The sequence below is a fragment of the Sporosarcina luteola genome (assembly GCF_007991495.1).
Taxonomy (GTDB): Bacteria; Bacillota; Bacilli; order Bacillales_A; family Planococcaceae; genus Sporosarcina; species Sporosarcina luteola.
Genome location: NZ_BJYL01000014.1, coordinates 1 through 25,555, shown reverse-complemented (window position 1 = coordinate 25,555; position 25,555 = coordinate 1). Strand labels below are relative to the sequence as shown.

Here is a 25,555-nt window from a genome sequence, read left to right as displayed (position 1 = left end):
CTGCACTTCAATGAGAACTCCTCAACCTTTATCGAGAACTCACTGCACTTCAATGAGAACCCCTCAACCTTTAACGAGAACTCACTGCACTTCAATGAGAACTCCTCGACCATTATCGAGAACTCTTTCTACTTCAATGAGAACTCCTCAACCTTCAACGAGAACTCTTTGCACTTCAATGAGAACTCCTCATCCTTCAACGAGAACTCACTCTCACTGCACTTCAATGGGAAATTTCTCTTAATAAAACGCTCGTTTATTTCCCCTTAAATTCAGGCTTCCGCTTTTCAACAAATGCTTTGATGCCTTCCATGTGGTCTTCCGTTTGGCGCATGGCGACTTGCTGTTCGCTTTCCATGCGAAGGACATTTTCCAATTCACTCATTTTTTGTGCGTGTAAAATCTTTTTGGAAGCAAGCATCGCTGCAATGGGCGCACCTAAGAACTTTTGCGCGAGCGCTTCAGATGCTTGGCCAACAGCTCCGTCCGGAATGACTTGATCGACTAATCCCTTTGCCAAGGCAGTTTGTGTGTTCATCACTTCACCGGCCCAAATCAGTTGCTTCGCTTGCGGCACGCCGATTCGCTCTTTCAAGAAGAAATGGCCAGCGCCGTCAGGCACGAGCCCGATGCCTATGAAATTCATTGCCAGTTTGCTATTTTCTTCCGCCAAAATCACATCACAACCTAACGCCATACTAAATCCGAGACCAGCTGACGCGCCGTGGATGGCAGCAATTGTGATTTGCGGTAGTTCGTATAATCCTTTCGCAAGCCGGGATACATCGACCATGACTTTACCAATATCCATCGGCGATTCCGGGTCGACCATTTTCTTAATATCGCCGCCTGCTGAAAATACTTTGCCTTCTCCTTGAATGATCAACACTTGCGTTTCAGTATCCGATTTTAACGCTTCGAACGCATCCGCCAGTTCTTTCATCATAACGTCGTCCATTGCGTTCATCGCCGCCGGTCGATTTAACTTCAACCGCGCAAGCCGGCCTTCCTTTTTCAGTTCAATTGTAGAATACATATCGTTGCACCCCTTCAAAAATGAATAGTCATTCACTTACTACTATTCGATGAAAGTCCAGTAACTCCTTCTTTCGAAAAGAAAAACCTTAGCATATCGAAATGCTAAGGCAGATTCCAACCATCAGTCGGCTATAACAGTTTCCGGAAAAATTCTCTCCAGATGCTCAATTTTTTTATCAATATATTCTTCAAACGTTAAAATGTAGGCAGCTGGATCTTTCGGATTTTGAAACTGCGTAATTTTACCGGTTGCAGGCTCCATGAATTTGCTCGATGCCCCGCAGCCAACGCCGATAATCGTCTGGACTTCTTCCATGATAATTATGTTGTACAAGCTTTCTTCACCAGGTTTCGCGTAGCCGACATTTTCCAAGTTACCCAAAATGTTTTTTTGGCGGTACAAATAATAAGGGACATAACCGTTTTGCTTCGTCCAGTTCTCGCCCAATTGCATCATTTGCTCAACCGTTTTCCGGTCCGCCACTTTATATTTGTTTTTATTCCGCGTCATTTCTGAAGCTCTTTTAAAAGAAAGTGTATGGACCGTCAATGATTCAGGCTGCATTTTCTCGGTTTCATCCAATGAATGCTGGAATTCTTCAAGCCCTTCATTTGGAAGCCCGATAATTAAATCCATATTGATATTTTTCATGCCCATATTCCGGGACAGCCAAAACTTATCGATTGTCTCCTGCACGGAATGATGCCGCCCAATCGCTTTCAACGTTTCATCCGTATATGACTGTGGATTTACGCTGATACGGTCAATTCCCCATTTTTTCAGGACGTCAATTTTCTTAGGGGTGATCGTATCAGGGCGGCCCGCCTCGACCGTCACTTCCCTGACTTCCTTCATATGTGGGAATGAATCATACATTGTCTGATAAAGAGCATCCATCTCATCCGCTTCAATCGAAGTCGGCGTCCCTCCACCGAAATAAATCGTCGTAATTTTTATATCCCGAGCCGTCAACCATTTCCCGATTTCACGAATTTCTTCATGCAAGCCATCTAAAAACGATTCAACACGCCCGTTTTTCCGATGAATGGCATATGCCGGGAATGTGCAATAAGCACATTTCGTCGGACAAAAAGGAATGCCGATATAAATGCTCACTTCATCCTTAATTTCATGCAAGTCCGGGATAGCCCCTAATTGTACGCGTTCAATCGTTTCCAAAAGCTCGCTTTTCTCTTCTGAAATACGATGCTTGTCCATTAAAAGCTGCTTGACGGTTTCACGATCGTGTCCCATCTGCCGATACTTATGATACAGTTTTGTCGGACGGATTCCGGTAAGAATCCCCCATGATTGTTGCATTCCTGTATATTGCTCCAAAACATCAAGGAATACATGTGAATAAATCCGCTTCAGCTGCCTGTTCTCGGTTTCTGAACCGTCACTCGTCTCCGGCTCTGTGAACGTGGCAGTATATACATTGTCATCTATTTTAAGGACCGCGTTTCCGCGTAAAAATCCCTCTACATCTTTCTCCACGGATATATCAATCGGAAGCCCTTCTTCAATAGGGTCCACAACAATTTTGGATTGCTCAAAGAAAAGATTGGCAAGATGGGTGAACATCCGGATCCAATCCTGTTCGAAAGGTTTAGTAAGAATAATTTTTTGCATTTTCAATTCCATCTTTCATTTATCATTTCATTAAAATATAGCACAAAAAAACCGGCTAGGCCGGTTTTTCTTTACATTGTCTCATACAATTCCTGAACAGGTTTCATCAATACACGATTCACTTCTTCAATCAAACCGCTCAATCCCATTTCAGCTTGTAACATTTGCATGATCTTCTCATTTTGCTGTGCAAGCTGAGCTGTTTTTTGAGCATATTCTAATTCCTCGCCAGAAATTTCTTCGCCTTGCATTTGCTTTTCTTGAAGTGTTAATTGGATTTTGCGGAAGCTTTTAAAAAGCTCCGACGCTTGCTCATCTGCTTTCACATCTTCAATCGCTTGTTGAACTTTAGCAAATTCAGCAGTCTTTCGAAGTGTCGCTTCCAATTTGTTTAAATCATCATAAATATTTACAGTCATTCTTTATTCCCCCTAAGATAAGTTTGTAAAAAAGACGATCAATCCTTGAACAATCCCAATGACGCCACCTAATAGCGCACCGAGAACGGTGATCATTTTAAATTCACGTCTTGAAATGCCGAGAATCAGATCTTCCAAAACAGCAACTGGGAACGTGTCAACTTGTTCCTTGACGATCCCTTCAAGATTCAGCTTTTTCATCGCTGTTTCAAGTTGTTTTTCCACTTGGTTAAAAGCGAAGTGTATCAGTTTCGGTGTCAGATTTTCGGATGTCCATTCGGAACCTTCCGGCCAATAATCTTGGATTGTCTTATCCAATCTGGACTCCAGCGCAAGTTCCTTCCTAGCATATGCTTTGATGGAGGTGAAAAGTCCCTCCCAATCGAAATTGGCTAGCAACTCTGCCATTGGTCGTTTTTGCAGCTTTGTAAATTCATTCTCAATCAGTGTATGCAGAAGGTTCTGCGTCCCTGGTGCCTGAATGAACTTCAATGCTTCCTTCTGCACCTTTTCAACAAGTGAGTTCGAATCACCGAAGAACATGTTCAACACGCCTCCGAATGTCCCTTTCGACTCGAGAAAATCATTGATCAGTTTTTGAAACATCACTTTTCCATCATAGGAATCCACGTATAGTTCCGCACGCTCAAGAATATAGGAAGTCATCGTCGGGATATACTCTTTCGCTTGTTCCTGCCAATCCATTGGTACGACGTCTTCAATCGTTCCTGTTGTCAGCTTCTCACGGGCGTTCATAAGCTGGGCGTCGATCAGTGCATCGATTTTCTGCTCCGTCTTTTGAGCCAAATTAGAAGCGCCTGCGAGTTGCAGCCAATCATTCAACGTCTTGTCCGAATGAAGGACTTGCTCGTCCAACTTCTGTTGAAGAAATGCCTCCGCCTTTTTCTCCATATCAGGCGTAAGCAGCTTATTCCGAAACATATCCGGCGTCACTAAATAATTCGTGACCGTCTTCCCTAACTGTACGGCAAGTTCATCCCGACGCTTTGGAATCAAACCGGGCGTGAAAGGCAGCCTCCATTTACCGATATATTTCGCTTCATGGGGCCTGAACAGCATTTTGATTGCAAGATGGTTCGTAAAACCACCAATCAATGCTCCGATGAAAGCCATAAACAGCAATGTCCATAAAAAATTCAATCGCTTCACCTTATTTCTCAATCGTTCGGTTCCAATTATAACAGAATGTGTTCATTTGGAAAAAGCATTCGATGTGTTTCATGAATAAAGCCGATCACTGCAGTAGCAATCGGCTTGAATGTTATTTACTACGCCTAATTCAACGTTGTCTTTATTTCCTCATTCCGTACTTCCAATAAATAATGTCTAATAACGAAATCCCTGCCCCCGTGTTTTTCATACCATTCATGAACTCGCTGCAAATGCGATTCGTCATTTCTAACATTATTTTCAACTTCAACATACTCATCGTAACTATCATATTCCCAAATTGCGAATATCTCCGTAGAATCTTCATCCTTTGGGATCATCCATCTGCCAACTAATCGAGCACCATGCTTGAGTTGATTCGGCAAATTGTTTTTATTGAAATGGGCATTAAAAGCCTCCACAAATTCATTTTTCACAATGTAAAACTTTCGTCTAAAAAACAAATCCCCCACTCCCTATCTTTTTCACCGTAAACATTTTGTTAAAGACCTCCTGTATTACTACCGCTGTTACACGACGTATAAGTTGATGAGCACGAAGGCAACCGTAACGATAAGAACAGCGCCCAGGACAAAAGTATGTACTTTTTTCTGCATGGCAAGCATCCCGATGAATTCCCTGATCAATGCATTCAGCCAGAAATAGAATTTCGTCTTTGAGCCGGAACCTTCACATCGCAACCCCACTTTACGCGCCCAGAGTAGTGATCGGAACAGATGGAAATTGTTCGTCACGATGACTGTACGGAGTTTACGTGTCAGTCCTTTAGCTTCGGCGTCGCTCTCCATGAGTCGTTTCGAGAACAACAAATTTTCATACGTATTGACTGCTTTATCTTCAATGATGATGTTCCTTTCATCAATGCCTTGGGACATCGCGTAGCCGGCCATCGCCTTCCCTTCTGATTGGTCCTCGTCTGCCCCTTGTCCGCCTGTGAAGATGAGGACGGGGGCTAAATTCCTAAACTGGCGTTTGCGGAACAGTTCAATTCCCCTATCGATTCGGCTGGCAAGCAGCGGCGTCACTTGGCCGCCTATCAATCCACTTCCGAGAACGATAATGTAATCGTACGGGCGAACGGTCAGCCGGATGCGGTTCAGCCAGGAGGCAACCGCGAAACAGAGCATCAGAAAGAAGAAATAATAGACGCAAAACGTGAGGTAGCCGTAAACCCCTTGCCAAACCGGATTCTTAGGAACCCCGATGAATATTGGACCGACAGCCCAGGCGATGAGGAACACGCCGAGCCCGACGGACAGAAAGTTCCGAAGCCGCCGTCCTTCCCTCCGAATGAGTCGGAAGCCAGACGTGATCAGCAGCCAGACGAAAGAAACGAGATAAAACGGAGTGCCGAGAACGAAAAGGCCGGCAAGCAACAAGGCGATACCAAGCGCCACTTTAGCTTCACTTACTTCCAAAGTGATAATCGTATATACACTCAGCATGGCAATCCAAAATAGAAACAGGATACCGATCCAGATCGTCCGGCGCTCTATGAAAAATAGTCCCATGAATAATACCGTCAACAATAATACCGGAACAATGAGCATCCGCCTGCTCCTCCTTTCAAGGATGAAGTCTGCACTAACCGCTTATGTATAGGTTTTATCGCTATCGAGTTCACCACTACTAAAGCTTCGAGTATCAATCACTAAACATCCCTTCACAATAGCACGAAAAAAATCAGAGCACCGCTAATTCAATACGCCGAGTAATTAGGAATGCCGCGTCCTTACGACTTTATTGACTACGTTGTCATAGCCATCCATTATAATTATCAGCGCAATTCCTGAAAAAAACCTAATAGAACGTTTCCACCCCATTCCCATTTAGTTCATCCTTTCAAACAAAATGATTTTTCTAATGAAGTTTCAGATCATCAATCTTCATACAAATTTGTTTAGCCTTATTAGACTTAAGCAACTCATCAAAACCCCAGAAAAGGAAAGAAGATCCGAGAGAGAGCAATAAAAAAAAGTTCATTGGTACCCAATCCTCTTCATAATTAAATATAACTATGACAAATATAGCAGCAAAAATTAAATGAATTAATAGCGCAGTTCCCCCTCTTTTAATTCCTTTGAGTTTTTTAGTTACGCAATTGGATAATATGGAACTTGGCAACCCATTGAATAAAAGAATTGGGAATAAATATAGGCCAATGATTATAACAAATCCTGACGGTTCAATAAGGAAAGAAATAAACATTACGAGCATACAGGCAAATAAGGCAGAAACTAATTTTCTAATTATCAAACCATCACTCCATTATTCCTTAACATCACCATTAATTTTAATTGATAATCTCCTACTTAATTAAGGATCCCCTGCTACTTAACCAAGAATGCATCCCCTTTTTCATCAAAAGAATGCTTAAAATCAAACGCAAAAGGAGTGGGGCCATACTGAATATAATAGTTGTATCTCTTGAAAGCCTCCTCCCATGAGACATCCTTCACTTTGTCTGCCCACCACACGACATATGAAAGGTGTTTCTCTTCGGAAGGATGCATCCATCTGCTCCTCTTTCGTAACGCTTGACTATGCTTACCCGAATAGGAGAAACGATGCAACGATTGAAGACTTTTCCATACCGTTAGTGTTAGGACAGGGTAACCTTTTCCTTTGGCTTCTTCAGGGAAGAGCACTTCATCTGATGAAAATTCCTCTATAAGATCTCCTGATACAAATGCCTGGCGCATTACTTTATATCCCATTTCATAAAACTCACGAGAAATAGGGTGGTCATAGGGGTGATTTAGACTACCAATAGTATAAATTGCAACTAATGCCATAAACAGCCCTCCATCTATAGTCTTTTCATAGATATATTCAAGTGAAAATGTGAAAAATCCTTCTTCAGCTAACGTTAGTTTAAGTTCATCCATCCTATTTTGCGTCGTTCTCTTTTACTCAACTTAAAATAGAAGCTTTGCATAAAGGAGTTAATTCAATCCTTCACCATTACTATAGAGAATCATCCAATTTCTGAATTTTTGAGTGAGAAATTAGATATACATTGCCGAAAATGTCGATCTTGTTTCCCTTTACACGTACAGCGCAATCTTTGTTCGACGCATAAATATCCATTTCCTCCGATAAGGGAGACAGTTCGCCCTGAACGAGCGCCATATTATTTTCAAGATCAAAATGAGACAGGACAGAAAAATCGTCAAGACCAACTCCGTCGTAAACAGAGCTTTTTTCGACTTTATAGCCTAAGTTCTTCGAGCAGAACCATCTAGCGGACATGTTGATGGCACCAGCGCTTGCTCCCATAACAACGGCAGTGCTTTTTTTGATTGAATCCGACAATTCATATTCCATCAAAAAACCATTTTGTTTCAAAGTATCTCCACCCAATAAAAAGATAACTGAGGCATTTTGAATCAATGTTTGGGCATTTTCCTTCTGGACGATATCATTAATTACATGATATTCATCAAACATAATGCCCGCCTGGTCAAGCCACGAGCGTTCAGTCGCACCAACTTCTTCATAAATAGATGGATTCGAGCTAATCATGACAAGGGATTTTCTTTCCGTTATATCCTCTTGTAGAACCTTGCTCAGATTCTCCGGAAAAAAATTGTTAAACCAACCTAAATAATAGTGAGTTTTCATAAGTACCCCCGTTGCATAATGATTTACAAGGTGCAAATCCTCTCTTTACTGAAAGCAATTTTCATTCTTTTACAGGGATAACTTCTAATGATGTAAATGGTTGTCGATGGATTGTGTAAAATAGCTTAGAGTCTTCAAATATCATTAACTCCTTTTCGGCTCCATCTCCAATGAGTATCAGCTTTTTTATAGATTCATCATAAACTTTTCCATATAACACAGATCCCTTTGATCCTTCTTTTGTTTCAAAATCAAAACCAGCAGTTGTATAAGGAAGTGAACTCCCTTCAACATCAAAATCGAAATACGGCTCAAGTCTAACCCAGCTATATCCTTTATTACTTTCAACAAGATTCGCTATACTAAGTGCTCCGTCATAATCAAAAAATACAATCGTCTCCTCTTCGTACTTTTCAACAGACAAGACTGCTGATGCGTCAGTCCCTTCTTGCTTTAATCCGGCCTCAATAGCCTTTTCTTTCGAATCATACCAGTCGGAACTATCCTTTTGACTGCATCCGACTAGAATAAACAACAAAATGATACTACTTAAAAATATTCTCCTCAAGAAATCACCGCCTAACTTTGATATGATTAACCACTTGAAAATAATTACTTACTTTATAGCGCTGGTAACCAGCGGTTTTCCCTTGTCATTTTAAAATTTTATTAATTCGTACGCTATTGAAGCGATTATAATTTATACCCCTAACGATTGATTGTATCCTTTAAGAACTTCTCTGTTAGCATTTCTCGATTTCTATTGTAATAATTTCTTTGCTACTTGCTACTTTTTCTGTTTTTATGTAGTCCCGGTAATAAGTATGATTCTGAATTAATTGGTAGGAGTTCCGAAATGAAAAATGTTTTCTGCGGACGAATTAATGAGAAATGATTAATTAAGAAGGTCATTTGACAACAGTTGTAATAACAACTTTCTTGCTTGCTCAAAAGTTGTATACTCCTGGAAGAATTGATTATAGTTTGCTAATCGGTCTTCTAAAAATTCATATTGATAATGGTATTCAAAAAAGGATTTATATAGCATATCAATTTGTCCTTGTGGAATTTGATTTGTCAAATCTCGTAAAACATAACTTAATGTTCCCGCTATGTTTACACAGTAATAACGAAAATCTTCATAGAAATCCACCTCACCGGATAAATTCAAAAAATCTGTTTGAAAGTCTTCACAGATTTTATTAATATCTTCAGTAGGAAATGGCTTTTTCAATTCAGGTTCAATTTCAGATAATTGCTTTAAAATAGCGTTCATATTTTCTCCCTCATTACTAGATTATCAGTTAAAAGATAGTAGTGTAATTTTGAATTAGTTGTTATCTACTTCAAAAACTTCGAAATCTTCCTCCTGTTAATTATCGTGGATATCCTGTAATAGCTTTCCAACTTTATCAAGCTCATTACGTTCAATTAACTAACAATCGTATTTCATCTTTAAAAACTCAAAACGACTTCCATTTGTATCTTGCATAAAAGTCGCTACAGGTTCAAAACCCGCTTTTATATAGACTTTTATGGCTCTTTCATTAAAAGTAGCAACTGAGAGCGTTATTTCTTTGGGATTATACTTTGATATTGCATAACTTAGTCCTGCTTTAAGAAACTCTAAGCCAAGTCCTTCCCCAGTCAATTCAGGTTTCATTCCTAATCCAAGATCCACGAAACCACCGTTTTCATCAAAACTAAAGAACCCAATTTCTTTTTCATCCGTTTTGACAATATAATAGGAATTTCCTCGTTCCATTGGGTTCAAAAATTCAGCCAAGTCCTCTTCATCCGCAGAAACATCATAAAAAGAATACTTCCCTTCATAATGCCAGTTTACAGCAATATTTTCTGCTTGTTCCTGTGACATTTTACTGAAATTATAATTCATAGTAGAACCTCCAATCTTACAACTATAGCTTAGAGAATCTTAAATAATCTATCCCGTTAGTAATACAGACGCAAACGCTTGTATAACAATCGTGCCCGTTATTTATATTATAAACCAGGTATAAAATTTGCACCGAACCATAATACAATAATCCCGCACACAATTTGGTCCGTTTGCCGAATGGCCGCAATTCCTTATACCAGAATTGAGTCCGTTAGCGGAACATCAAACAAATACTCTTCTTACATGTCAATGAATCTTAAAAAATATACTCTTTCACATGAATTTTATTCATTATGATTAATAAAATAAGTATCGTATGTCTCCTTAAATACGTAGCCTAGTTTTTTGGCTAATTCAACGGATTCAATATTTGCTCCATCCCAACTAGGATATTTCCCATTATCAAGACAATCTAAAATCAGTGAAGAGGCTACTATAGTTGCCAAACCTTTTCTTCTATATTCGGGATGTGTGGCAATTTCGATCTCAATACCATCATCATATACACTAAAAGATGTTGCTGCAGTAACGACCTTTCCCTCATGGATTATGGAATAGCCAACACCTCTTTTAATAAAATCATCTATGGATTTAAATTGACTTACAAAGTCCTCTGATAACTCCTGGAAAGACGGGCCATTTGCTATATTACTGTCGATTTTCTTAATTTCATACCCTTCTGGTAATGAAGATAAAAAGTTCAGTATATGTGACTTATTTAAATGCTCTGGGTTCTTTTCAAATCTATATCGGTGAAACTTTTCAAATTTCCCATTATGAATAGACTCTATACGATTTTTCCATTCATCAGAATCAACAATTGCAAGTGTGAATTCAGGGAGATTGCAGAGCAATTCCGCAGCTTCTTTAGTAGTGGGGTCGCCAGCAAAAAACACAAAAATCCCTACGGTAATCTGGGCAACCGTTGGAGTCTCCAGGTTGTCAACCCAAGCATCTCCCATATGTCCTTGAAGATATGAAAGAACAATAGTGCTATCAATGTTTTCAAACATAGGTACCAATTTATTCTTCAGTTCTGCATTTACTTTATAAATCATATAATGCCTCTTTTCATTAAAATCCACTTACTTCAGGACATTTTACAAAGGTCATATACCTCAAAAATTCAAACCACAATTCGGCTCCGTATCACTACATACTTCCTATCGAAAGACTTCTCAAAACCTTATATAAGACGGATTGAATTCAATACGAGTTTCGTATTAGACCCAATTCTGATATAAAGGCAATCACACACCTTTGTCTTCTAGCCCGATGTCCATGTTACATCCCCATTTCACAAATACTGATAATTGCTTCCGATTTAGCGTCGGTCACCAGCCATTCTCCCTTGTCCCTTATACTAATCCGTACGCTATTGAAACGATAATAAATATGCTGCAAGACACAGCATCTAATAGATATGCTTTATTTTGTTTTACATATTTCCATTCCATTAGTGTACTGAAGGCAAATAAAATACTTGGTACTATAAAAATAAATATTCTAAGATGATGAAAGTTAGTCATTGATAAAATTATTGTTTTCCAGTGGAGAATTCCATCTCCATATTTATGCAATGTATTTACATATTTATTCCCAGACCTGGTTTCTTAATATTCATTTTCCTTAATAAAATAGTATTAATAGCATAGTTTAAAATAAGAACACTAATGAAAGTAATCCTAACAGATAACATTTAGATCCTCCCTCCCTCTATAAACAAACGGCTTCAACTACTGATCAAATCAAATTGGATAATCATCAATAATCTCCACAACTTCAATTTCTCCATTGATCAACAACTCGGGCAGATAATTATTTACATTGCCCTTCCAATATTCTTTAGCCTGTTCGATTTTCCGGGAGAAAGGAGCACCGTCTTCCTTCGGTAATAAATCCCCATCCCCCTCGAAACAATTTCCTCTTACACTCAATTTAACAATCTGCAAGACTTTTCGATTGAAAGACTCAAATAACTGTTTCCATTTCAACGCGTCTTCATAGCTTTTAGCTGCATATAGGCAGGATAACCTTGAAGGGTATTCAGGGTGCTCCTTTAATCGAACCATTTCGACGATTACTTCTCGAATCGCTCGAGTTGTTTGTCCGACATACCTCATCGCTACATCAGCATCTTCCTTCTCTAACGTCAGACCCTCGCCTGAGTGGTGACTTTGCAAGATTTGAATAAAATCTTCGCCTTTAGAATTAACAATTTCCTTCTCAAAGAAAAAACGGTATAGCGAGTTGTATTCATGATCGTCGAAATGGATAATCTGCCCAAGACTCATTTTATTCCTCGTTACAATATGATAAGCAAAAAACTCGTTCTTCTCCATTGGCCTTCTCCTGACTGTTCCTTTAGCAATATCTACTTAACCTAAATTCCAAGAACTGTTATAACTCTATGTTATAGAAGTGATGCAATAAAAGAAAGAGTTGGAATGTCATTAATTATCAATAGTCTTTCTTCAATTATATAAATTATTATATATAAATATTTACATATGGAGATTTGTTTGGTATGCTCCTTTTAACGAAAAGATAGAGGAGTGCAAATTATGTTGATCATTAGAAACCGTTCGTTTCGCAATTTGTTTTTCGGAAGACTTTTGAGTGTCTTTGCAGATGCAATGATCTTTTATTCCTTATTGAAGTGGATTGAGCTACAATCCGGAAGTTCGGACTCATTTACACTTTTTTTCCTTGTCTATTACATTCCCGTTGCCATTTTTGGTATTCCAGTAGGCAGTTGGATTGAAGGGCGAACGCTACAGAAAGTAATGATCGCCTCCGATGCACTGCGGGTCGCCATATTGTGCATTTTCCCTTTGATGATGTATTTCGCACCCTATCAATGGGCATATTTGCTGCTTTTCGTATTAAGCTTATTACAACTGTTCTTTATTCCCTCCAACCAGTCATTGTTGCCGCACGTCGTAAGTGCGGATGATCGTGCGAAGGCAAACAGCCTGTTCCAAATGGGATTTACGGTAACTAAAATTGCTGGTCAAATCTTTACTACTTTTCTTATCAAATTGCTGTTCCCGATTCCGGTTTTGCTTATCATTGCAGCGGGATTGCTATTTCTGTCGCTCCTTTTTATTCGAAGAGTACTGCCTTTTATCGTAAATAAACAAAACGCTCAACGTGGAAAGCTGCAAATGATGAAAGAAGGCTTGCTCTATGTATGGAACCAACGTAAATTCAAAACACTGTTCCTGTTTTTGACACTGGCCATGCTCGTTGCGACATCAGTGGACCTTGTGTTACTCTCATTTTTAACGGATGTCCTAGCTGTTGGAGTGGAAAATTTAAGTTTCATAGGCACTGCTTCACTTCTGGGCATTTTGCTTGGGGCATTTCTGGCTCCTAAGCTGTATCCGAAACTGGATAGAAAGTGGATGCTTATCCCGTCGCTATTTGCAGTAGGCATAAGTGTCGGAAGCCTGCTATTCATCACAAACTGGCAATGGATTCTTCCCTTCTTTTTCTTGCAGGGCATAGCATTAGGTGGATTTAACGTCACGATTGTCACCTATCTGCAAGATGAAGTGGACAATGACTACTACACGCGGACGTTCAGTCTATATCATATGATTACCACGTCGGTCGCATTGCCCGGTATTATCGCAACAGGGATACTATTAAGGGAATTTGAAACCATTCGTACGATACAGGTGATGGCTGGCATGTTGTTATTCCTTGGGGTCATCGGCTGCAGCGTCATTCCCCGTTTAGGAAAGGGAGCTGCACCCCAATCAACATAGTAGGAAGGATGAAATTCGAATGACATTAAGGCATGCGATTTTGGGCTTATTAAGTAAATGGGATGCAACCGGCTATGATATAAAAAAGGAATTTGATGATTTCATGAGTATTTTTTGGCATTCCCATCTCTCACAGATTTATCCGGAATTAAATAAGTTGGAAGCCGAAGAACTCGTCACAAGCAGGCTCGTTCCACAAGAGGGGAAACCGGATAGAAAGGTTTATTCGATCACCAATGGAGGCATTGACGAAATAACTAGCTGGGTGGGGGCTCCGCCTGACATCCCTAAAATCAAAGACTCTTTTCTCATGCAAGTCTTTTTCATGGATAATATCTCTGCGGATGACGTGATCTTTCAACTGAAATACTACCAGGGAGTTCGCCAAAAACGTCTGGACGAGATGAAACAGACCGTACAGGAAGCGTGGGAATCAATAGTAGAACGGCAAATCATGACGCCAAGGCTACTCATGTCTTCCGCTGTGTTGCGCAGGGGATTAGAACAAGAAGTCCAGTATATTCGATGGTGTGAGGAAACGATTGCGCTGGTCGAAGCATGTAAATCACTATGGGACACAGACACTTCTCCGGATTCTGTGCTGCCTTTTAACGATGCCAAGGAATTGATGGAAAACTATTATAACGCTACACTTGCTTTAGAGAATGATGAGGCTTGATTACAATGACAAGAATAAACGAAAAGTCTAATTCCCCGCATTCCAACGAGGAATTAGACTTTTTATCCTCTTCAAATATACACATAAATTATACAGTCAATGTTTTTCTCTAATGAAAGATGCCAGGGATCGAAGTATCCACCACTTAACGTCCTTTATAAACAGAAAATTAGAAAGAGTGCATACTTTTTCTTCTTGTTATTGTAAACTTGCAAAGAGTTAATCAAAAGGGAGTTGGAGAATTGAAACAAGGCATTCACATTAAGATTCAAGACCGTTCAGGATTAAGTGAGCGGGAGAAAAACATCCTACATACGGGTATTCTAAACACGATCGCTTTTGCGGGCTTCGTGGAAGTCGTCAGTAAAGGGGAAGGTGGAGAAGGGACGGCCTTTAATCCGATCGAAGATTACTTTATCGGATTCACGATGATTTATCAGAAACCGATTCCTGATGAAATGGCGGAGGCATTGGTTATGAATCCATTACGAGAAGACTGACCACCTTCCTTGCAATGAGTGAAATTGAAATGGACTTGAATGTGGAGTTAGCGTACCGAAAGAATGAGAGCTGGCAGTTTACATGGCAATTTAAAAACGCTCAGATTTTTTTCTGAGCGTTCAATCTAGCTTATTGTGTGCGGTAACCCACTTTACATCAGGCCATAAAATTCTATGAATTAGACCCCATCATTTCCTCAAACTCCGCCATAAATTTCTCCTGTTCTCTTTCCAAATACTCCTTACTTGGAATTTCCCCTAAAATCTCTTCTTGGGTGTACATGCGTCCCCCTTTAATGACCCTATGGATATCCTTTGTATGTCGAATATCCTCCAAAGGATTTTTATTCAAAATGACCATATCTGCAATAGCACCTTCTTTAATCGTGCCGATATCCTTCATTTCAATGGAGTGCGCAGCTTTGACGGTTGCGGCCTGAAGTGCTTCCATTTCAGTGAATCCGATTTCTACAAACAGCTCTAACTCACGGTGGAGTGCCATTCCTGGCAGTGTCCAAACGCCCCCCGGTGTGTCAGTTCCTGTTACGACCGTCCCGCCTAAGTCAGCATATGTCTTTGCTATATCTTTAATAAATTGAGTTTGGGTGCCTAACTGTTTTTTGAGTGCTTCCGCATGCCCTTCAGCCATTGTCGACCAAAGTTCTTTAAGGCCGCCTTCTCTTTCAAATGTTTCAGCTACAACATTTGTTGGATGCCAATAATTGGGCAATCGGTCGACTTGGTCAAATATCACTAACGTCGGGCATAGTTTTACATTATATTGGATCATCTGCATACATATTTCTTTAATTTTTTCTTTGTCTGGATGTTTCCAATCAATTTTGTCGAATTCCTCTTGTTCAGCAGACGGATACCAATTCGGGTAAATGGCCTGAATGAAACCTGATGCATGCTCAAACCACTTCACGCCAACTTTGGCAGCATCCAGTGCATTTACTTTTGTAGCATGTATCAAGTCACAGCTTACTTCCAGGCCATATTTGTCTGCCTCCGACACGACCGCTTCCATAACCTCTTTGGATATCCAACCATAAATTTTAATGAATTTGGCGCCTGCATCTTTTTGCCTTTTCACTTCCTTTATCCCTTCCATCGGGTCATCTGTGACAAAATTACCGTAACTATTTGGCCCCCATAATCCAGGCGGCCCATCAATCATACGATCCGCAGCGTACACTCTTGGTGTTGGTGCATCGATTGGTGATTCAATCAGTTTTTTCAGCTGAAATACATTACCCGCCGTGTTGCGAACGGTTGTCACACCCGAAGCGACAAATTGCGGTGCGAAACCTTCTTGGATGTGACAGTGCATGTCGATCAAACCAGGTATGATGTAATTCCCTTCCACATCGATAATTTCTTTGTCCCGTGGTAAGTCACTATCAACCAAAAAGATATTCTTAATAGTTCCATGGTCAACCTCAATTGCACCTTTAAAAGTGTTTTCTCCCTCTACATCAATGATTGTTGCATTTTTCATTATGAAATTCTTTAAATGGTTCATGTTATTTCCTCCTATTTTGAATGTTGTAACTCTAGTTTAATGGTTAAATTGAGGCATGTTATTCTTTTCTCATATAGCGGAATTCTTTCACTGAATATTTGTAATCAGGTATAATCGAAATAGATTTAGTTGGAAGGAAGACGGACATGAAAAAATATGGAGAAACAGTGAGAAGGGTTAGGGAGCAAAAAGGGTATACGATGCAACAGTTGGCGGAGGGTATTCTATCTGTATCGTTTTTATCTAAATTTGAACGCGGCGAATCGGACATTTCTCTTAGCCACATCACCCGTCTGTTGGAAAAGCTCTCCCTCACTTTTGAAGAATTTTTTTATTTACATGAAGACGTTGGTTTTGATCGGCTCGACTATTTCTTTGACAAAGTGGAAGAGGCATATGTCAATCGCGACTTGGATCTATTAACAGAGTTAAAGGAAATAGCCCTTGAAAAATGGGAAATACATGGTTTGGAAACATTTCGTCATAATTTAATTATGATTGATGTTTACGATAGTATTATTCGGAGTGAAAAGATTGATTTTCGTGAGGATAGTCTTAGTTTGTTATATACGTATCTTTTTGATGTGGAGATTTGGGGATATTATGAACTGAAATTGTATAATTCCACGATGTTCCTCATGCCGCCGGAAATGGTTATAACACTTTCGAAAAATGCTTTTGAAAAAAGTTTCCGTTTCAGGAAGTTGAAAAAGATCCATAAAACAATCATCGCAATTCTCATAAATACACTTACTTACATGATGGGTGGAGCGGTACCTTACACGGAACAATACAAAGTCTTCCTTGGTTATTTGGAAAGTCTGGACATTCCGGAAGATGAGCTTTATATCAGAAATTCACTACTGCAAGTAAAAGGAATCTATGAAATTAAAATCGGTAATCGAGAGAAAGGGGTCGAAATGGTCCAAAAAGCTATTTCTATTTTTAACGACCTGGGATCAAACGAGCTCGCAGTTACTACAGAAAACTATTTAACTATCGTGTTGGACCAAAAGAAATAAGAATTGTGGAATGAAGGGCGCACCTATTTTTCCAATAAGTGCGCCCCTGATTAGTATCTTTATTAATTAAATGTAGTCAACTCTTCTGAAACTGAGTTTAAAAAGTCTTTCTTAAATTTGATATAGTATGCTTCGTCGATCTTTGAACCTACCATCCCATCGATTAATGATACCAATTGTATCGAGGGAATTTCCTTTTCATCCTCTACCAATTGCTCTATTGGTAAATCGCCTTCTATTTGAGCAGTGAATTGCTTTAATTGTGCGGCTGGCAATCCGTTCATTGTTTGATTGATAAATGCATTTATGAGGGTTAATTGTTCTTCTTCATCCAAAGCATTGCCCACTGTAGCATCCATCAATAATGCAACAAACTCCTCCCCATTCAAACGATGCGTTCCCTTTTGAAAATCAAATGCCACGTTAGATATAGCCCTTACTCGAATATCTTCTCGTAAGTCGTATTCGATACCATTCACTGAATCGACCATCGTAGAAAGGGTTTCTAACTCTATGACAGCATGATAATCAATTGGTAAATCAAACAAGCTAGAAAGTGCTGCTCTAACATCTTCAGCTCCTCCCGAACCGTTAACATAAGCATGCGACAATTTATCATATGGAGTAGTTTTTTCAATTCCTACTATAGGAGCATGAGTATCACGAGGGATCGATAGAACTTTCAATATGTTTTTTTCTTTATGATACGTAAGTAAAAGGTTAATAGGTATTCTATTATTATCGTCTTTCACTGTTAGTAAAGTGGTTAAAATTTCATTTTCTTGCACGACTAATCCGCTTGCATTATCAGTACTCGTTATACCTTCGTTGACATTGTTTCCAGGAAGGATGGAAGGTGTAAATAAAAACATACACAAGCCTACCACTACTAAAGAAGCTGTAAGGGGAGCGATTCTTTTTGCAATAAGTGATGTCTTTTTTTCATAGGTCGTGTCCAGTTTATGAATTCGTTCAAACACTTCATTACGGTCTTCTTCCGTAAATCGCAGTTCTTGATCGGACGTATGATATAACATATCTCTTACCCGTTTATCTTTCATTAAGCTCTGCCTCCCTTATCATTGGCTTTAACCTTTGTTTTGCTCTTCTGAGTCGAGTTTTCACAGTATTAACTGGAATGTCCAAAACGTCGGCTATCTCCTCTGTCTTCAATGATTCGTAATAGTATAGATAAACCACTTCCCGATACACCTTCGGAAGAGAAAAGATCGTATCTTTTATTTCTTCATTACTGTATTTATCGATAACTGTTCTTTCTGTTGACGGCAATATGGACTTTGCTGTTTCATTTATAAAACTTTTCACCTGCACCATTTTGTGATTCCAACTTTTTAAGTAATCTTTGCATTCGTTAATTGTTATACGATAGAGCCATGTTTTGATTTGTGCGTCATATCGAAACGACTCAATATTTTTATAGCATTTAATAAACGTATTTTGAACTATGTCCTTAGCACTCTCGGTATCCTTCACATATGAAAATGCCAGTCTTACCAACTCATTACCATACTCAATCATCAATTTTTCCAGTAGGAAATCTTTTTCTTCTTTATCCAATCTACTATCCGCCCCTTCACCCTTCCAATTCTGCTATTAGACGATTATCAAATCATTATAGGTTCAATTTTTAGAGGTTATTAAATTCGGTAAGATGCTTGAGGCAATTATAGCCAAATAAAAAGCCTGTATCCATGATTACTTTAGTAATCTCAGATACAGGCTTTTTATGATTCCGTGATCTTACTCGTTTATGGAGATTGCCCTTTGTTGTACGCACAATAAAGGATACCGATTGCTTGATAAGAGCGGGCATATTTTAAACGGGATTATTGGATTGGACTTATTGCAAGAATTAAAAGCAATGACCCTTACAGTTCTATCCAAAATCTCTTTACAATATTTCCGTCTTCCTCAATAAAGTCTGTGTCTGGCATTCCCGCATTATTGACTATTGTCTTTTCTGAACCTACATTTCCTTTATCGCAGACAACTAAAACTTTTTGAATTCCCAGCTCTTTAGCTTTTTCTAAAGACAGTGCTAAAAGTCTAGTCGCATATCCTTTTTTCCTTTCAGATGGTCGGATTCCATAACCAATATGTCCGCCGCAATTATATAGTTGTTCTGTTAGGCGATGTCTAATATTAACGGCACCTATCACTTTTCTGTCTTCATTTACTAACCAAAAAGTAGAGTCTGGCACCCAATGTTCAGGCAGATTCTCACCTTTTTCAGCGTCCCACAAAGACTGAAGCATCCCTTCGAAATCTGAAGGATCTTTACTTATGACCCACGGTATCATATCCTCTCCACTCTCTAACCATTCCTGGTAAAAGGACAGATACTCCGATTTTAATTCGATTGTCGGTTTTATTAAATATGCAACTGAACTCATATGATTCACCTCAAGTATATTACTTTACAACTCCAATTTTCCTTCTCCATCCAACTTGATAACTTCATCATTCCAAGTCATCTCAAGCGGGAATGTTTCCGATATCTTTTTGGAAAAGTACCATCTGCGACCAGGGGGAACGAGTACCATGAAAGTGTCACCGCGTCCAAGGAAGTTCAATTCATTTGGTTCCACTTCGGTACCATTCCGCAACGGAATACCGAGGTCTTGCAACTGATCGCCCACCTCGACGACATGGGGGGTTGTGATGCTCATCTCGCTAATATTGAGGAAGGATTCTTTAGTAAGATCTCCAAACAAGTCGCGTTTTCGTCTGCCAATCAATTCAACGATATTGCCCGCCGGATCTTCAAAATACATTGAATCCGCGTCGAAGCTTGGGAAGTATACTTCGTCCCGCCCTTCTTCCCTGTTCAATGTAAGACGGTCTGTGATCCAATATTTCATCATTGAAAATTGGTTGCCTGGGATATTGATTGCAAAATGATAAAATGCGGGTTGCTCTGTATGTTTGAATGTCAGATGGGACTCTCCGAATCTGACTGTGAAATGTTCTGGTGCTGAATCTGTTAGATCGAGTTCCAGTACATTGCCATAGAACCTTCTCAAAGCTTTTATATTATTCGTATATAGTGTCGCTGATTTAATCATGTTCACTTTTCCCCTATCTCTATGTCTTTATTTAAATGATTCAGGACCCGATAGATCAATAAAAGTACCGCATAGATGAGCAATGCCCCGAATAATAAGTTCCAAAGGTGAAAGAAAACTGTCCCGAATTTGTCAGGACGAAACAGCTCCGATGCATACGTGACAGAAGAAGTCCCATTATACTCCAGCCACTGTAACGGCCATCCAAATCCGTATTTGCTTTGTGGAAGAATGAACGCGGAAGCAATTGCGAGGATGACACTTAACGCAAACATCTTCTTGTATTTCAACACGGCCCTTTCCCCTTTCTTTCATTAGAATGATTCGTACTATTCTACAATCCATCTTACCATAGATGTTTGGAAATGAGCGATACACCGGCTGACTTTTCTGTAAGTTAACGATAGAATGGAAGAAAGACCATTTTTGAGGGGGAGCAAGACTATGCCAATTTCTTTTCGTAAACATGAGGAATTCTTTACTTTCCATGATCCGATGCATGACGGGAAGTTGATTGACCGGAAAACTGAAATGAGATTTGATCCCTTGACGGGCGAAACGTCTCGAATCATTTTTGACCCGGGTGCACCATTTGTTCCAAAGGATTTTGCCCCGCTGGCGAAGGAAACGGAAGGGCCCAAATGTCCTTTTTGCCCTGAAAACGTCTCCAAGATCACTCCTCGTTTTCCGGATGAACTAGTGGAAGGCGGTCGGTTCATCGGCAAGGAGGCGGTTGTTTTCCCGAATCTTTTTCCTTACAGTAAGCATAATGCTGTCGTTAGAATGTCTGAGCAGCATTTTGTGAAGCTTGAGGAGTTTACGGAATCGATCATTGCGGATTCATTTAAAGCGGCCCATCGCTATATTGAAAAAGTGTTGGAGTTTGACGATCAAACAGAATATGTCTCCGTGAACTGGAACTACTTGCCGCCTTCGGGAGGAAGCATTCTGCATCCGCATATCCAAGTGCTTGCTTCGGAGCTTCCGACGAATTATCAATCGAAGATTACTTCGGATAGCCGTGCTTACTATGATAAAGAGGGAGATAATTACTTAACTTCCCTCGCTACTGAAGAACGCAATCTTGAGGAACGTTGGATTAGTCAGGAAGGATCTATAAGCTGGCTGCATGCCTATGCGCCAAAAAGCCATTATGATTTCATCGGAGTTTTCGAAGCGCCTTCTTTCAATGACCTTGGAAGTGAAAACTACGAGGACCTTGCGAAAAGCATGCTTCACTTCTTCCTTTATTTCAAAGAGCAAGGCGTGGAAAGTTTTAATGCAATCTTGCATATCCCGGTGAAAAAGCACGCAGCCGAACAAGTCCATTTTCGTCTCATTCCACGTATGACAATCGGGATGCTTGAAACGAGCGACATGAACGTCTTCACCTTTTTACAAGGCGAGCCATTATCCTTAAAAGCCCCTGAAACTGTGGCGAAGGAAGTAAGAAAGTTTTTTATTGAAGGGAAGTAATACTTTGGATAAAACAGTAATCGATCGAGTCGGTCGAAGCGTTACTTATGAATACCCGCCCAAACGGATCATCTCCTTATGTCCAGGCATTACAGATACATTGCTCTCACTTGATCTGGAAGATGAAATCGTCGGCAGGACACGTTTTTGCATTTATCCAAAAGGCAAGGTGGAAAATATCCCTGCTGTTGCCGGTACAAAGGATATTAAGTTAGAGCGAATCCAAGATGCCCGTCCAGATTTAATCATCGTTGAAAAAGAAGAGAACACAAAAGAAATTGTAGAAGAGCTGGAGCAGCACTTCCCTGTCTATGTGGCGGAAGTGCAGTCTGTAGAAGAAGCTTTCCAGATGATCGAGGACATGGGTAACCTGACAGATCGGAACGGGGCAGCTGCGAATTTAATCGAAGCGATCCAGCATCAATTCGCCTCATTGCCAACATCTCACGGAAAGCGTATCGCCTATGTCATTTGGCGGAAGCCGTATATGGTCGTCGGAAAAGATACATATATCAATTCGCTGTTGGAAAAGATGGGCTTCATTAATCCATTTATCGATGCGGATGGAAGGTATCCCGCCGTGACTGCAGAAGATTTCCAAAGGGCGAATCTCGATTACGTTTTACTGGCCTCCGAGCCGTTCCCGTTCAAAGAAAAGCATATCGAAGAGTTCCTGGAAATGATGCCCGAAACCGAACAGCTCCTCGTTGATGGAGAAATGTTTTGGTATGGACCTAGGATGTTGGATGCTGCATCTTATTTCACAACGTATTTAAATATATAATCATAAAAAAACACGGGAGCATCCTAAAGATGATCTCGTGTCTTCACTCACTTCAATGAATTATAAATTGTCGACATCCGGATCGCATGCTCCATTTCATCATGCATCGCGATAAATATCGGATTATAAGCTTGCTGGAACGGAACCGTCAACAACATTTCCTTGTACATTTCCACCGCATCCAACTCATCAACCAAAGACTGCTTCACGCACTCCTTAAAATTATAACAAGGCAACGGCTTCTTCGGATTTTGTACAAATGTCCCAGTCATCATATAATAGAGCTGTTGGAACATTTCATAGTGGCTTTTTTCATCCTCATACGCATGCTGGATGAAATCCTTCCACAGTGGGTCATCCGTTTTCTCATACATAGACTTATAATAGGTATAAGCCTTGTATTCTTCCTCAATGGCATGCTTTAATTTATCAACAAACACGTCAGCACCCTTTCGCGTCTTTTATTTCACTTTATGCGGACGGGCGCTTATCTATGAAAGGAGAGATTCGATGCTTCAGCATTTCAGTTATAAACCAATGTTCGCTGGCGGTGCCTTGCCGGGATGGACGTTCTCTTTCTTTTATCAAAACCAGCGATACACCGGAGACTACATGCCCGACGGCACGATCAATTGGACCGAAGATACACCTTCAGACGAAGAAAAAGTAAAAAAAATGATTCATGAACTGATGACATTCCATGTATATGAATGAAGGGAATTTTTCCGACCATACTATCCCTCGATAAGGAGGCGACGCAGATGGCGAAAGATAATGAAAAGACCCCTGAGCAATTGCACAAAGAAAAGGAACAATTAAAGGTCCAGAATCAGAAAACCGAAAACGTCTTTGAGGATAAAAGCCGAGTGCCTAATGAGCAAAATGCTTGGAAGGAAACTCAGTATCAAAGAGGTCAATAAAAAAGGAGCTGTCCGGAAAGTCAGTACAAACTGATTTTCTGAACAGCTTTTTCTTTTATTGCTCTACGAATCGGCAAACTAGGGATGACGGTTGATTAAACAGCGCTTAATGTCCCGGATGTGGGAAAATCAAGCTCCCACGGGCAATTAAACGGCTCTTAATGTCCCGCTCACCGCAAAATCAAGCTCCCACGGGCAATTAAACGGCCCTTAATGTCCCGCGTACCTGATAATCAGGCTTTCACGGGCAATTAAACGGCGCTTAATGTCCAGCGCACCGGAAATTCAAGCTCGCACGGGCAATTAAACGCAAACGGTGCTTAATGTCGCATGCCAGGCCAATTAGCATCTAGTAAGATACGGGATCTGTCGGACTGACTCGCCCTATCTTCTCACATCTAGCTCCGGGTGGCAGCCTTCAAGTCCTCCAGCGTCTTTCAAGTCTAACCGCCACCCTCCGCGATTGATTATTCCCCTGCCAATTTCCTTCTCCCGAAAATAAAGTAATAATAAACCGATGAAACAATATAAAGACCTGCAGTTATCGTAAATGCATACGCATAGCCCCAATAAGATCCGTGGGCTACGACTAAGCCCGTCGCAACCGACCCCATCGTCGCCCATCCCAAGTTAAATACCATTTGGTTCATAGAATTGGCCAGCCCTTTATATTTATCCGAAACTACTTCCATCGCAACAGCACTTTGGATCGGATTGCCTGCATTCATAAGCGCCTGCCTTAGAAGAAAACCTAGAGACGCCAACCATAACGACGTTGTATATGCCGTCAACAGCAGGAACGGAATCGACAATACTTGGAATAAAATAAGCGCTTTCACCTTGCCTACTTTTCTTGAAAGCGCAGGGCCGATCATAGCCGCTACTGCTGTCATTGCAGATCCCAACGACAGAACAAAGCCGATATAAGAATTTGTTGCGTCAAAACGATTCGCGAAATACAAGTTCAAATAAGGTACAACGAGTCCTGACCCAAAGCCGATCAACAAGCTCGCAAATGAAAAATGGAAAATCACAATGAGATTTCTTTTGAGGCTATCATCCAAAGAAGGAGATTCCTGAGGAGCATGTTCCCGTTTCACCTTTGCCTCTTCTTTAGGTTTATCACGCAATCTGAATAAAGGAATTAATCCTGACGTGAAAATGGCTGCGCCCGCAAGCAGGGCATAACGGATCGCTTCAGCTGTAGTGATTTTCAATACTGTTTCCAACACATCCGCAATAATGCCGCCTGCTAAACTGCCGACGACATTCGCAATCGTTACAATTGCAAAATTGACACTGAAAAGTTTGACCCGCTCAGTAGGCGAAGAGTTTTCCGCGAGAAAAGGAATCCCCGACACTTGAACGAATGCCATGAATAAACCCGTCAAGAAAGCTGCTGCGATAATCGGCGTTTCTGCAACTGCTATCCCTCGATAGAATAAAGTTGTTACCGTTAATACGGCGCCCCCTACGATCATCCATTTACGCCCGAATCGATCGCTTAAAAATCCCGCGGGCACTAACATAATTGCAGATGCCATCGCGGTCATGGAAATCACTTTCCCATTCACCGTCTCCGGCATGCCGAGCTCCCGTATGTATAAATTGTACATAACCATGAAAACACCCATCCCGATCTGGATGAGGGCATTCCCAATAATAAAAAGCCTTACATTTCGATTGAAGGAAAAGAATTTCCGTTTCAACTCACCGACCCGTATCATCACCATTTCCAACTTTCCACCTCGAGATATTTCGATACTCTAAATATACGAGTTTATGAAACAATTAGCAACGGAATATTTGCTGAAATCAAATGTTTGAAAAAGGAACTTCAATTTCGGTTGTTGAAATACGCATAATCGCGCACAGCGAACTGAACGCCGTATGGGACACTTTTTCGCGCAACGGCTCATTTATTCCGAGAACGGCTCATTCTTTTCCACAATGGCTCGTTTATTCCAAGAACGGCTCATTCTTTT

General features: G+C 40.4%; 30 protein-coding genes and 1 pseudogene. 8 read left to right on the top strand and 23 right to left on the bottom strand.

Translation table 11 applies throughout. The features are described 5' to 3' along the window. Window positions 1-256: 256 nt before the first annotated feature. The 15 genes and pseudogenes from SLU01_RS05320 to SLU01_RS05250 form a co-directional block, all read right to left on the bottom strand. Window positions 257-1,036, bottom strand: coding sequence for an enoyl-CoA hydratase (locus tag SLU01_RS05320; RefSeq protein WP_147056078.1), 780 nt, complete (start codon window positions 1,034-1,036; stop codon window positions 257-259). Window positions 1,037-1,159: 123 nt separating this feature from the next. Next, a complete protein-coding gene (locus SLU01_RS05315; protein WP_147056076.1) occupies window positions 1,160-2,671 on the bottom strand; it encodes a coproporphyrinogen III oxidase in 1,512 nt (503 codons plus the stop codon). A gap of 71 nt (window positions 2,672-2,742) precedes the next feature. Continuing rightward, complete coding sequence (locus SLU01_RS05310; RefSeq protein WP_147056074.1) at window positions 2,743-3,090, bottom strand: YlbF/YmcA family competence regulator; 348 nt, start codon at window positions 3,088-3,090, stop codon at window positions 2,743-2,745. Between the two features lie 12 nt (window positions 3,091-3,102). Next, a complete protein-coding gene (locus SLU01_RS05305) occupies window positions 3,103-4,260 on the bottom strand; it encodes a DUF445 domain-containing protein (protein ID WP_308507719.1) in 1,158 nt (385 codons plus the stop codon). A gap of 125 nt (window positions 4,261-4,385) precedes the next feature. Beyond that, entirely contained in the window at window positions 4,386-4,724 is a 339-nt protein-coding gene (locus tag SLU01_RS05300) for an NIPSNAP family protein (RefSeq protein ID WP_147056072.1), read from the bottom strand. Window positions 4,725-4,790: 66 nt separating this feature from the next. Beyond that, window positions 4,791-5,831, bottom strand: coding sequence for a YdcF family protein (locus SLU01_RS05295; RefSeq protein WP_147056070.1), 1,041 nt, complete (start codon window positions 5,829-5,831; stop codon window positions 4,791-4,793). Window positions 5,832-6,141: 310 nt separating this feature from the next. Then, window positions 6,142-6,537: a hypothetical protein gene (locus tag SLU01_RS05290; protein WP_147056068.1), complete on the bottom strand. Its 396-nt coding sequence runs from the start codon at window positions 6,535-6,537 to the stop codon at window positions 6,142-6,144. A gap of 74 nt (window positions 6,538-6,611) precedes the next feature. Then, window positions 6,612-7,169 (bottom strand): DUF3291 domain-containing protein, encoded by a 558-nt coding sequence (locus SLU01_RS05285; protein WP_246110883.1) that lies wholly within the window; start codon window positions 7,167-7,169, stop codon window positions 6,612-6,614. A 79-nt stretch (window positions 7,170-7,248) separates the two neighbouring features. Then, complete coding sequence (locus SLU01_RS05280; protein WP_147056066.1) at window positions 7,249-7,905, bottom strand: Type 1 glutamine amidotransferase-like domain-containing protein; 657 nt, start codon at window positions 7,903-7,905, stop codon at window positions 7,249-7,251. A 61-nt stretch (window positions 7,906-7,966) separates the two neighbouring features. Next, window positions 7,967-8,473 (bottom strand): hypothetical protein, encoded by a 507-nt coding sequence (locus SLU01_RS05275; RefSeq protein ID WP_147056064.1) that lies wholly within the window; start codon window positions 8,471-8,473, stop codon window positions 7,967-7,969. 327 nt (window positions 8,474-8,800) lie between these two features. Further along, window positions 8,801-9,181, bottom strand: a complete 381-nt coding sequence (locus SLU01_RS05270) for a YxiJ family protein (RefSeq protein ID WP_147056062.1) — start codon at window positions 9,179-9,181, stop codon at window positions 8,801-8,803. 159 nt (window positions 9,182-9,340) lie between these two features. After that, window positions 9,341-9,802 (bottom strand): GNAT family N-acetyltransferase, encoded by a 462-nt coding sequence (locus SLU01_RS05265; protein ID WP_147056060.1) that lies wholly within the window; start codon window positions 9,800-9,802, stop codon window positions 9,341-9,343. A gap of 287 nt (window positions 9,803-10,089) precedes the next feature. Continuing rightward, window positions 10,090-10,863 (bottom strand): GNAT family N-acetyltransferase, encoded by a 774-nt coding sequence (locus tag SLU01_RS05260; protein WP_147056058.1) that lies wholly within the window; start codon window positions 10,861-10,863, stop codon window positions 10,090-10,092. A 300-nt stretch (window positions 10,864-11,163) separates the two neighbouring features. Beyond that, window positions 11,164-11,397, bottom strand: a pseudogene (locus SLU01_RS18435) (DUF4181 domain-containing protein); the annotation flags it as partial. A 156-nt stretch (window positions 11,398-11,553) separates the two neighbouring features. Next, the gene (locus tag SLU01_RS05250; RefSeq protein ID WP_147056055.1) at window positions 11,554-12,147 is read right to left on the bottom strand and encodes a DUF2441 domain-containing protein; all 594 of its coding nucleotides are present in this window, start codon (window positions 12,145-12,147) and stop codon (window positions 11,554-11,556) included. A 222-nt stretch (window positions 12,148-12,369) separates the two neighbouring features. Between SLU01_RS05250 and SLU01_RS05245 the strand changes: the two genes are divergently transcribed. From SLU01_RS05245 to SLU01_RS05235, 3 genes are all read left to right on the top strand, one after another. After that, window positions 12,370-13,578 (top strand): MFS transporter, encoded by a 1,209-nt coding sequence (locus SLU01_RS05245; RefSeq protein WP_147056053.1) that lies wholly within the window; start codon window positions 12,370-12,372, stop codon window positions 13,576-13,578. Window positions 13,579-13,597: 19 nt separating this feature from the next. After that, window positions 13,598-14,257: a PadR family transcriptional regulator gene (locus SLU01_RS05240; RefSeq protein ID WP_147056051.1), complete on the top strand. Its 660-nt coding sequence runs from the start codon at window positions 13,598-13,600 to the stop codon at window positions 14,255-14,257. Between the two features lie 242 nt (window positions 14,258-14,499). Then, window positions 14,500-14,757, top strand: a complete 258-nt coding sequence (locus tag SLU01_RS05235; protein WP_170232598.1) for a hypothetical protein — start codon at window positions 14,500-14,502, stop codon at window positions 14,755-14,757. Window positions 14,758-14,929: 172 nt separating this feature from the next. On the opposite strand, the gene SLU01_RS05230 is transcribed toward SLU01_RS05235, so the two are convergent. Next, complete coding sequence (locus SLU01_RS05230; RefSeq protein ID WP_147056047.1) at window positions 14,930-16,282, bottom strand: amidohydrolase family protein; 1,353 nt, start codon at window positions 16,280-16,282, stop codon at window positions 14,930-14,932. Window positions 16,283-16,428: 146 nt separating this feature from the next. On the opposite strand from SLU01_RS05230, the gene SLU01_RS05225 reads away from it, so the two are divergent. Then, the gene (locus tag SLU01_RS05225) at window positions 16,429-17,304 is read left to right on the top strand and encodes a helix-turn-helix domain-containing protein (RefSeq protein ID WP_147056045.1); all 876 of its coding nucleotides are present in this window, start codon (window positions 16,429-16,431) and stop codon (window positions 17,302-17,304) included. A 62-nt stretch (window positions 17,305-17,366) separates the two neighbouring features. On the opposite strand, the gene SLU01_RS05220 is transcribed toward SLU01_RS05225, so the two are convergent. From SLU01_RS05220 to SLU01_RS05200, 5 genes are all read right to left on the bottom strand, one after another. Then, window positions 17,367-18,365: an LCP family glycopolymer transferase gene (locus tag SLU01_RS05220; RefSeq protein WP_147056043.1), complete on the bottom strand. Its 999-nt coding sequence runs from the start codon at window positions 18,363-18,365 to the stop codon at window positions 17,367-17,369. Further along, complete coding sequence (locus tag SLU01_RS05215) at window positions 18,355-18,882, bottom strand: sigma-70 family RNA polymerase sigma factor (protein WP_147056041.1); 528 nt, start codon at window positions 18,880-18,882, stop codon at window positions 18,355-18,357. Before SLU01_RS05215 ends, SLU01_RS05220 begins: the two co-directional genes overlap by 11 nt. 311 nt (window positions 18,883-19,193) lie before the next feature. Next, the gene (locus tag SLU01_RS05210) at window positions 19,194-19,718 is read right to left on the bottom strand and encodes a GNAT family N-acetyltransferase (RefSeq protein ID WP_147056039.1); all 525 of its coding nucleotides are present in this window, start codon (window positions 19,716-19,718) and stop codon (window positions 19,194-19,196) included. Window positions 19,719-19,742: 24 nt separating this feature from the next. Continuing rightward, on the bottom strand, window positions 19,743-20,390 hold the full coding sequence (locus tag SLU01_RS05205) for a toxoflavin lyase-like VOC family protein (protein WP_147056037.1): 648 nt from the start codon (window positions 20,388-20,390) through the stop codon (window positions 19,743-19,745). A gap of 2 nt (window positions 20,391-20,392) precedes the next feature. Then, window positions 20,393-20,683 (bottom strand): hypothetical protein, encoded by a 291-nt coding sequence (locus SLU01_RS05200; RefSeq protein ID WP_147056035.1) that lies wholly within the window; start codon window positions 20,681-20,683, stop codon window positions 20,393-20,395. A gap of 151 nt (window positions 20,684-20,834) precedes the next feature. Between SLU01_RS05200 and SLU01_RS05195 the strand changes: the two genes are divergently transcribed. Continuing rightward, window positions 20,835-21,866 carry a hypothetical protein gene (locus SLU01_RS05195; protein WP_147056033.1) on the top strand — a complete coding sequence of 344 codons (1,032 nt, stop codon included), beginning with the start codon at window positions 20,835-20,837 and terminating at the stop codon, window positions 21,864-21,866. A 4-nt stretch (window positions 21,867-21,870) separates the two neighbouring features. After that, window positions 21,871-22,650: an ABC transporter substrate-binding protein gene (locus SLU01_RS05190; protein ID WP_147056031.1), complete on the top strand. Its 780-nt coding sequence runs from the start codon at window positions 21,871-21,873 to the stop codon at window positions 22,648-22,650. 47 nt (window positions 22,651-22,697) lie between these two features. On the opposite strand, the gene SLU01_RS05185 is transcribed toward SLU01_RS05190, so the two are convergent. Beyond that, window positions 22,698-23,090, bottom strand: coding sequence for a ferritin family protein (locus SLU01_RS05185; RefSeq protein ID WP_147056029.1), 393 nt, complete (start codon window positions 23,088-23,090; stop codon window positions 22,698-22,700). Between the two features lie 70 nt (window positions 23,091-23,160). Between SLU01_RS05185 and SLU01_RS05180 the strand changes: the two genes are divergently transcribed. Both SLU01_RS05180 and SLU01_RS17900 read left to right on the top strand, forming a co-directional pair. Beyond that, the gene (locus SLU01_RS05180) at window positions 23,161-23,364 is read left to right on the top strand and encodes a YheE family protein (RefSeq protein ID WP_147056027.1); all 204 of its coding nucleotides are present in this window, start codon (window positions 23,161-23,163) and stop codon (window positions 23,362-23,364) included. Window positions 23,365-23,411: 47 nt separating this feature from the next. Continuing rightward, window positions 23,412-23,570, top strand: a complete 159-nt coding sequence (locus SLU01_RS17900) for a hypothetical protein (RefSeq protein WP_170232597.1) — start codon at window positions 23,412-23,414, stop codon at window positions 23,568-23,570. Window positions 23,571-24,037: 467 nt separating this feature from the next. Here SLU01_RS17900 and SLU01_RS05175 read toward each other — a convergent pair whose 3' ends face one another. Continuing rightward, window positions 24,038-25,297 carry an MFS transporter gene (locus SLU01_RS05175; protein ID WP_147056080.1) on the bottom strand — a complete coding sequence of 420 codons (1,260 nt, stop codon included), beginning with the start codon at window positions 25,295-25,297 and terminating at the stop codon, window positions 24,038-24,040. Window positions 25,298-25,555 lie beyond the last annotated feature (258 nt).

What these genes read in the sequence shown, in the direction of transcription:
- SLU01_RS05250 (WP_147056055.1), bottom strand. Translation starts at nt 12,147, where the DNA reads ATGGAGAAGAACGAGTTTTTTGCTTATCATATTGTAACGAGGAATAAA.
- SLU01_RS05320 (WP_147056078.1), bottom strand. Translation starts at nt 1,036, where the DNA reads ATGTATTCTACAATTGAACTGAAAAAGGAAGGCCGGCTTGCGCGGTTG.
- SLU01_RS05240 (WP_147056051.1), top strand. Translation starts at nt 13,598, where the DNA reads ATGACATTAAGGCATGCGATTTTGGGCTTATTAAGTAAATGGGATGCA.
- SLU01_RS05310 (WP_147056074.1), bottom strand. Translation starts at nt 3,090, where the DNA reads ATGACTGTAAATATTTATGATGATTTAAACAAATTGGAAGCGACACTT.
- SLU01_RS05270 (WP_147056062.1), bottom strand. Translation starts at nt 9,181, where the DNA reads ATGAACGCTATTTTAAAGCAATTATCTGAAATTGAACCTGAATTGAAA.
- SLU01_RS05295 (WP_147056070.1), bottom strand. Translation starts at nt 5,831, where the DNA reads ATGCTCATTGTTCCGGTATTATTGTTGACGGTATTATTCATGGGACTA.
- SLU01_RS05280 (WP_147056066.1), bottom strand. Translation starts at nt 7,905, where the DNA reads ATGAAAACTCACTATTATTTAGGTTGGTTTAACAATTTTTTTCCGGAG.
- SLU01_RS05245 (WP_147056053.1), top strand. Translation starts at nt 12,370, where the DNA reads ATGTTGATCATTAGAAACCGTTCGTTTCGCAATTTGTTTTTCGGAAGA.
- SLU01_RS17900 (WP_170232597.1), top strand. Translation starts at nt 23,412, where the DNA reads ATGGCGAAAGATAATGAAAAGACCCCTGAGCAATTGCACAAAGAAAAG.
- SLU01_RS05230 (WP_147056047.1), bottom strand. Translation starts at nt 16,282, where the DNA reads ATGAACCATTTAAAGAATTTCATAATGAAAAATGCAACAATCATTGAT.
- SLU01_RS05265 (WP_147056060.1), bottom strand. Translation starts at nt 9,802, where the DNA reads ATGAATTATAATTTCAGTAAAATGTCACAGGAACAAGCAGAAAATATT.
- SLU01_RS05285 (WP_246110883.1), bottom strand. Translation starts at nt 7,169, where the DNA reads ATGGATGAACTTAAACTAACGTTAGCTGAAGAAGGATTTTTCACATTT.
- SLU01_RS05225 (WP_147056045.1), top strand. Translation starts at nt 16,429, where the DNA reads ATGAAAAAATATGGAGAAACAGTGAGAAGGGTTAGGGAGCAAAAAGGG.
- SLU01_RS05195 (WP_147056033.1), top strand. Translation starts at nt 20,835, where the DNA reads ATGCCAATTTCTTTTCGTAAACATGAGGAATTCTTTACTTTCCATGAT.
- SLU01_RS05205 (WP_147056037.1), bottom strand. Translation starts at nt 20,390, where the DNA reads ATGATTAAATCAGCGACACTATATACGAATAATATAAAAGCTTTGAGA.
- SLU01_RS05175 (WP_147056080.1), bottom strand. Translation starts at nt 25,297, where the DNA reads ATGATACGGGTCGGTGAGTTGAAACGGAAATTCTTTTCCTTCAATCGA.
- SLU01_RS05220 (WP_147056043.1), bottom strand. Translation starts at nt 18,365, where the DNA reads ATGAAAGATAAACGGGTAAGAGATATGTTATATCATACGTCCGATCAA.
- SLU01_RS05180 (WP_147056027.1), top strand. Translation starts at nt 23,161, where the DNA reads ATGCTTCAGCATTTCAGTTATAAACCAATGTTCGCTGGCGGTGCCTTG.
- SLU01_RS05315 (WP_147056076.1), bottom strand. Translation starts at nt 2,671, where the DNA reads ATGCAAAAAATTATTCTTACTAAACCTTTCGAACAGGATTGGATCCGG.
- SLU01_RS05210 (WP_147056039.1), bottom strand. Translation starts at nt 19,718, where the DNA reads ATGAGTTCAGTTGCATATTTAATAAAACCGACAATCGAATTAAAATCG.
- SLU01_RS05260 (WP_147056058.1), bottom strand. Translation starts at nt 10,863, where the DNA reads ATGATTTATAAAGTAAATGCAGAACTGAAGAATAAATTGGTACCTATG.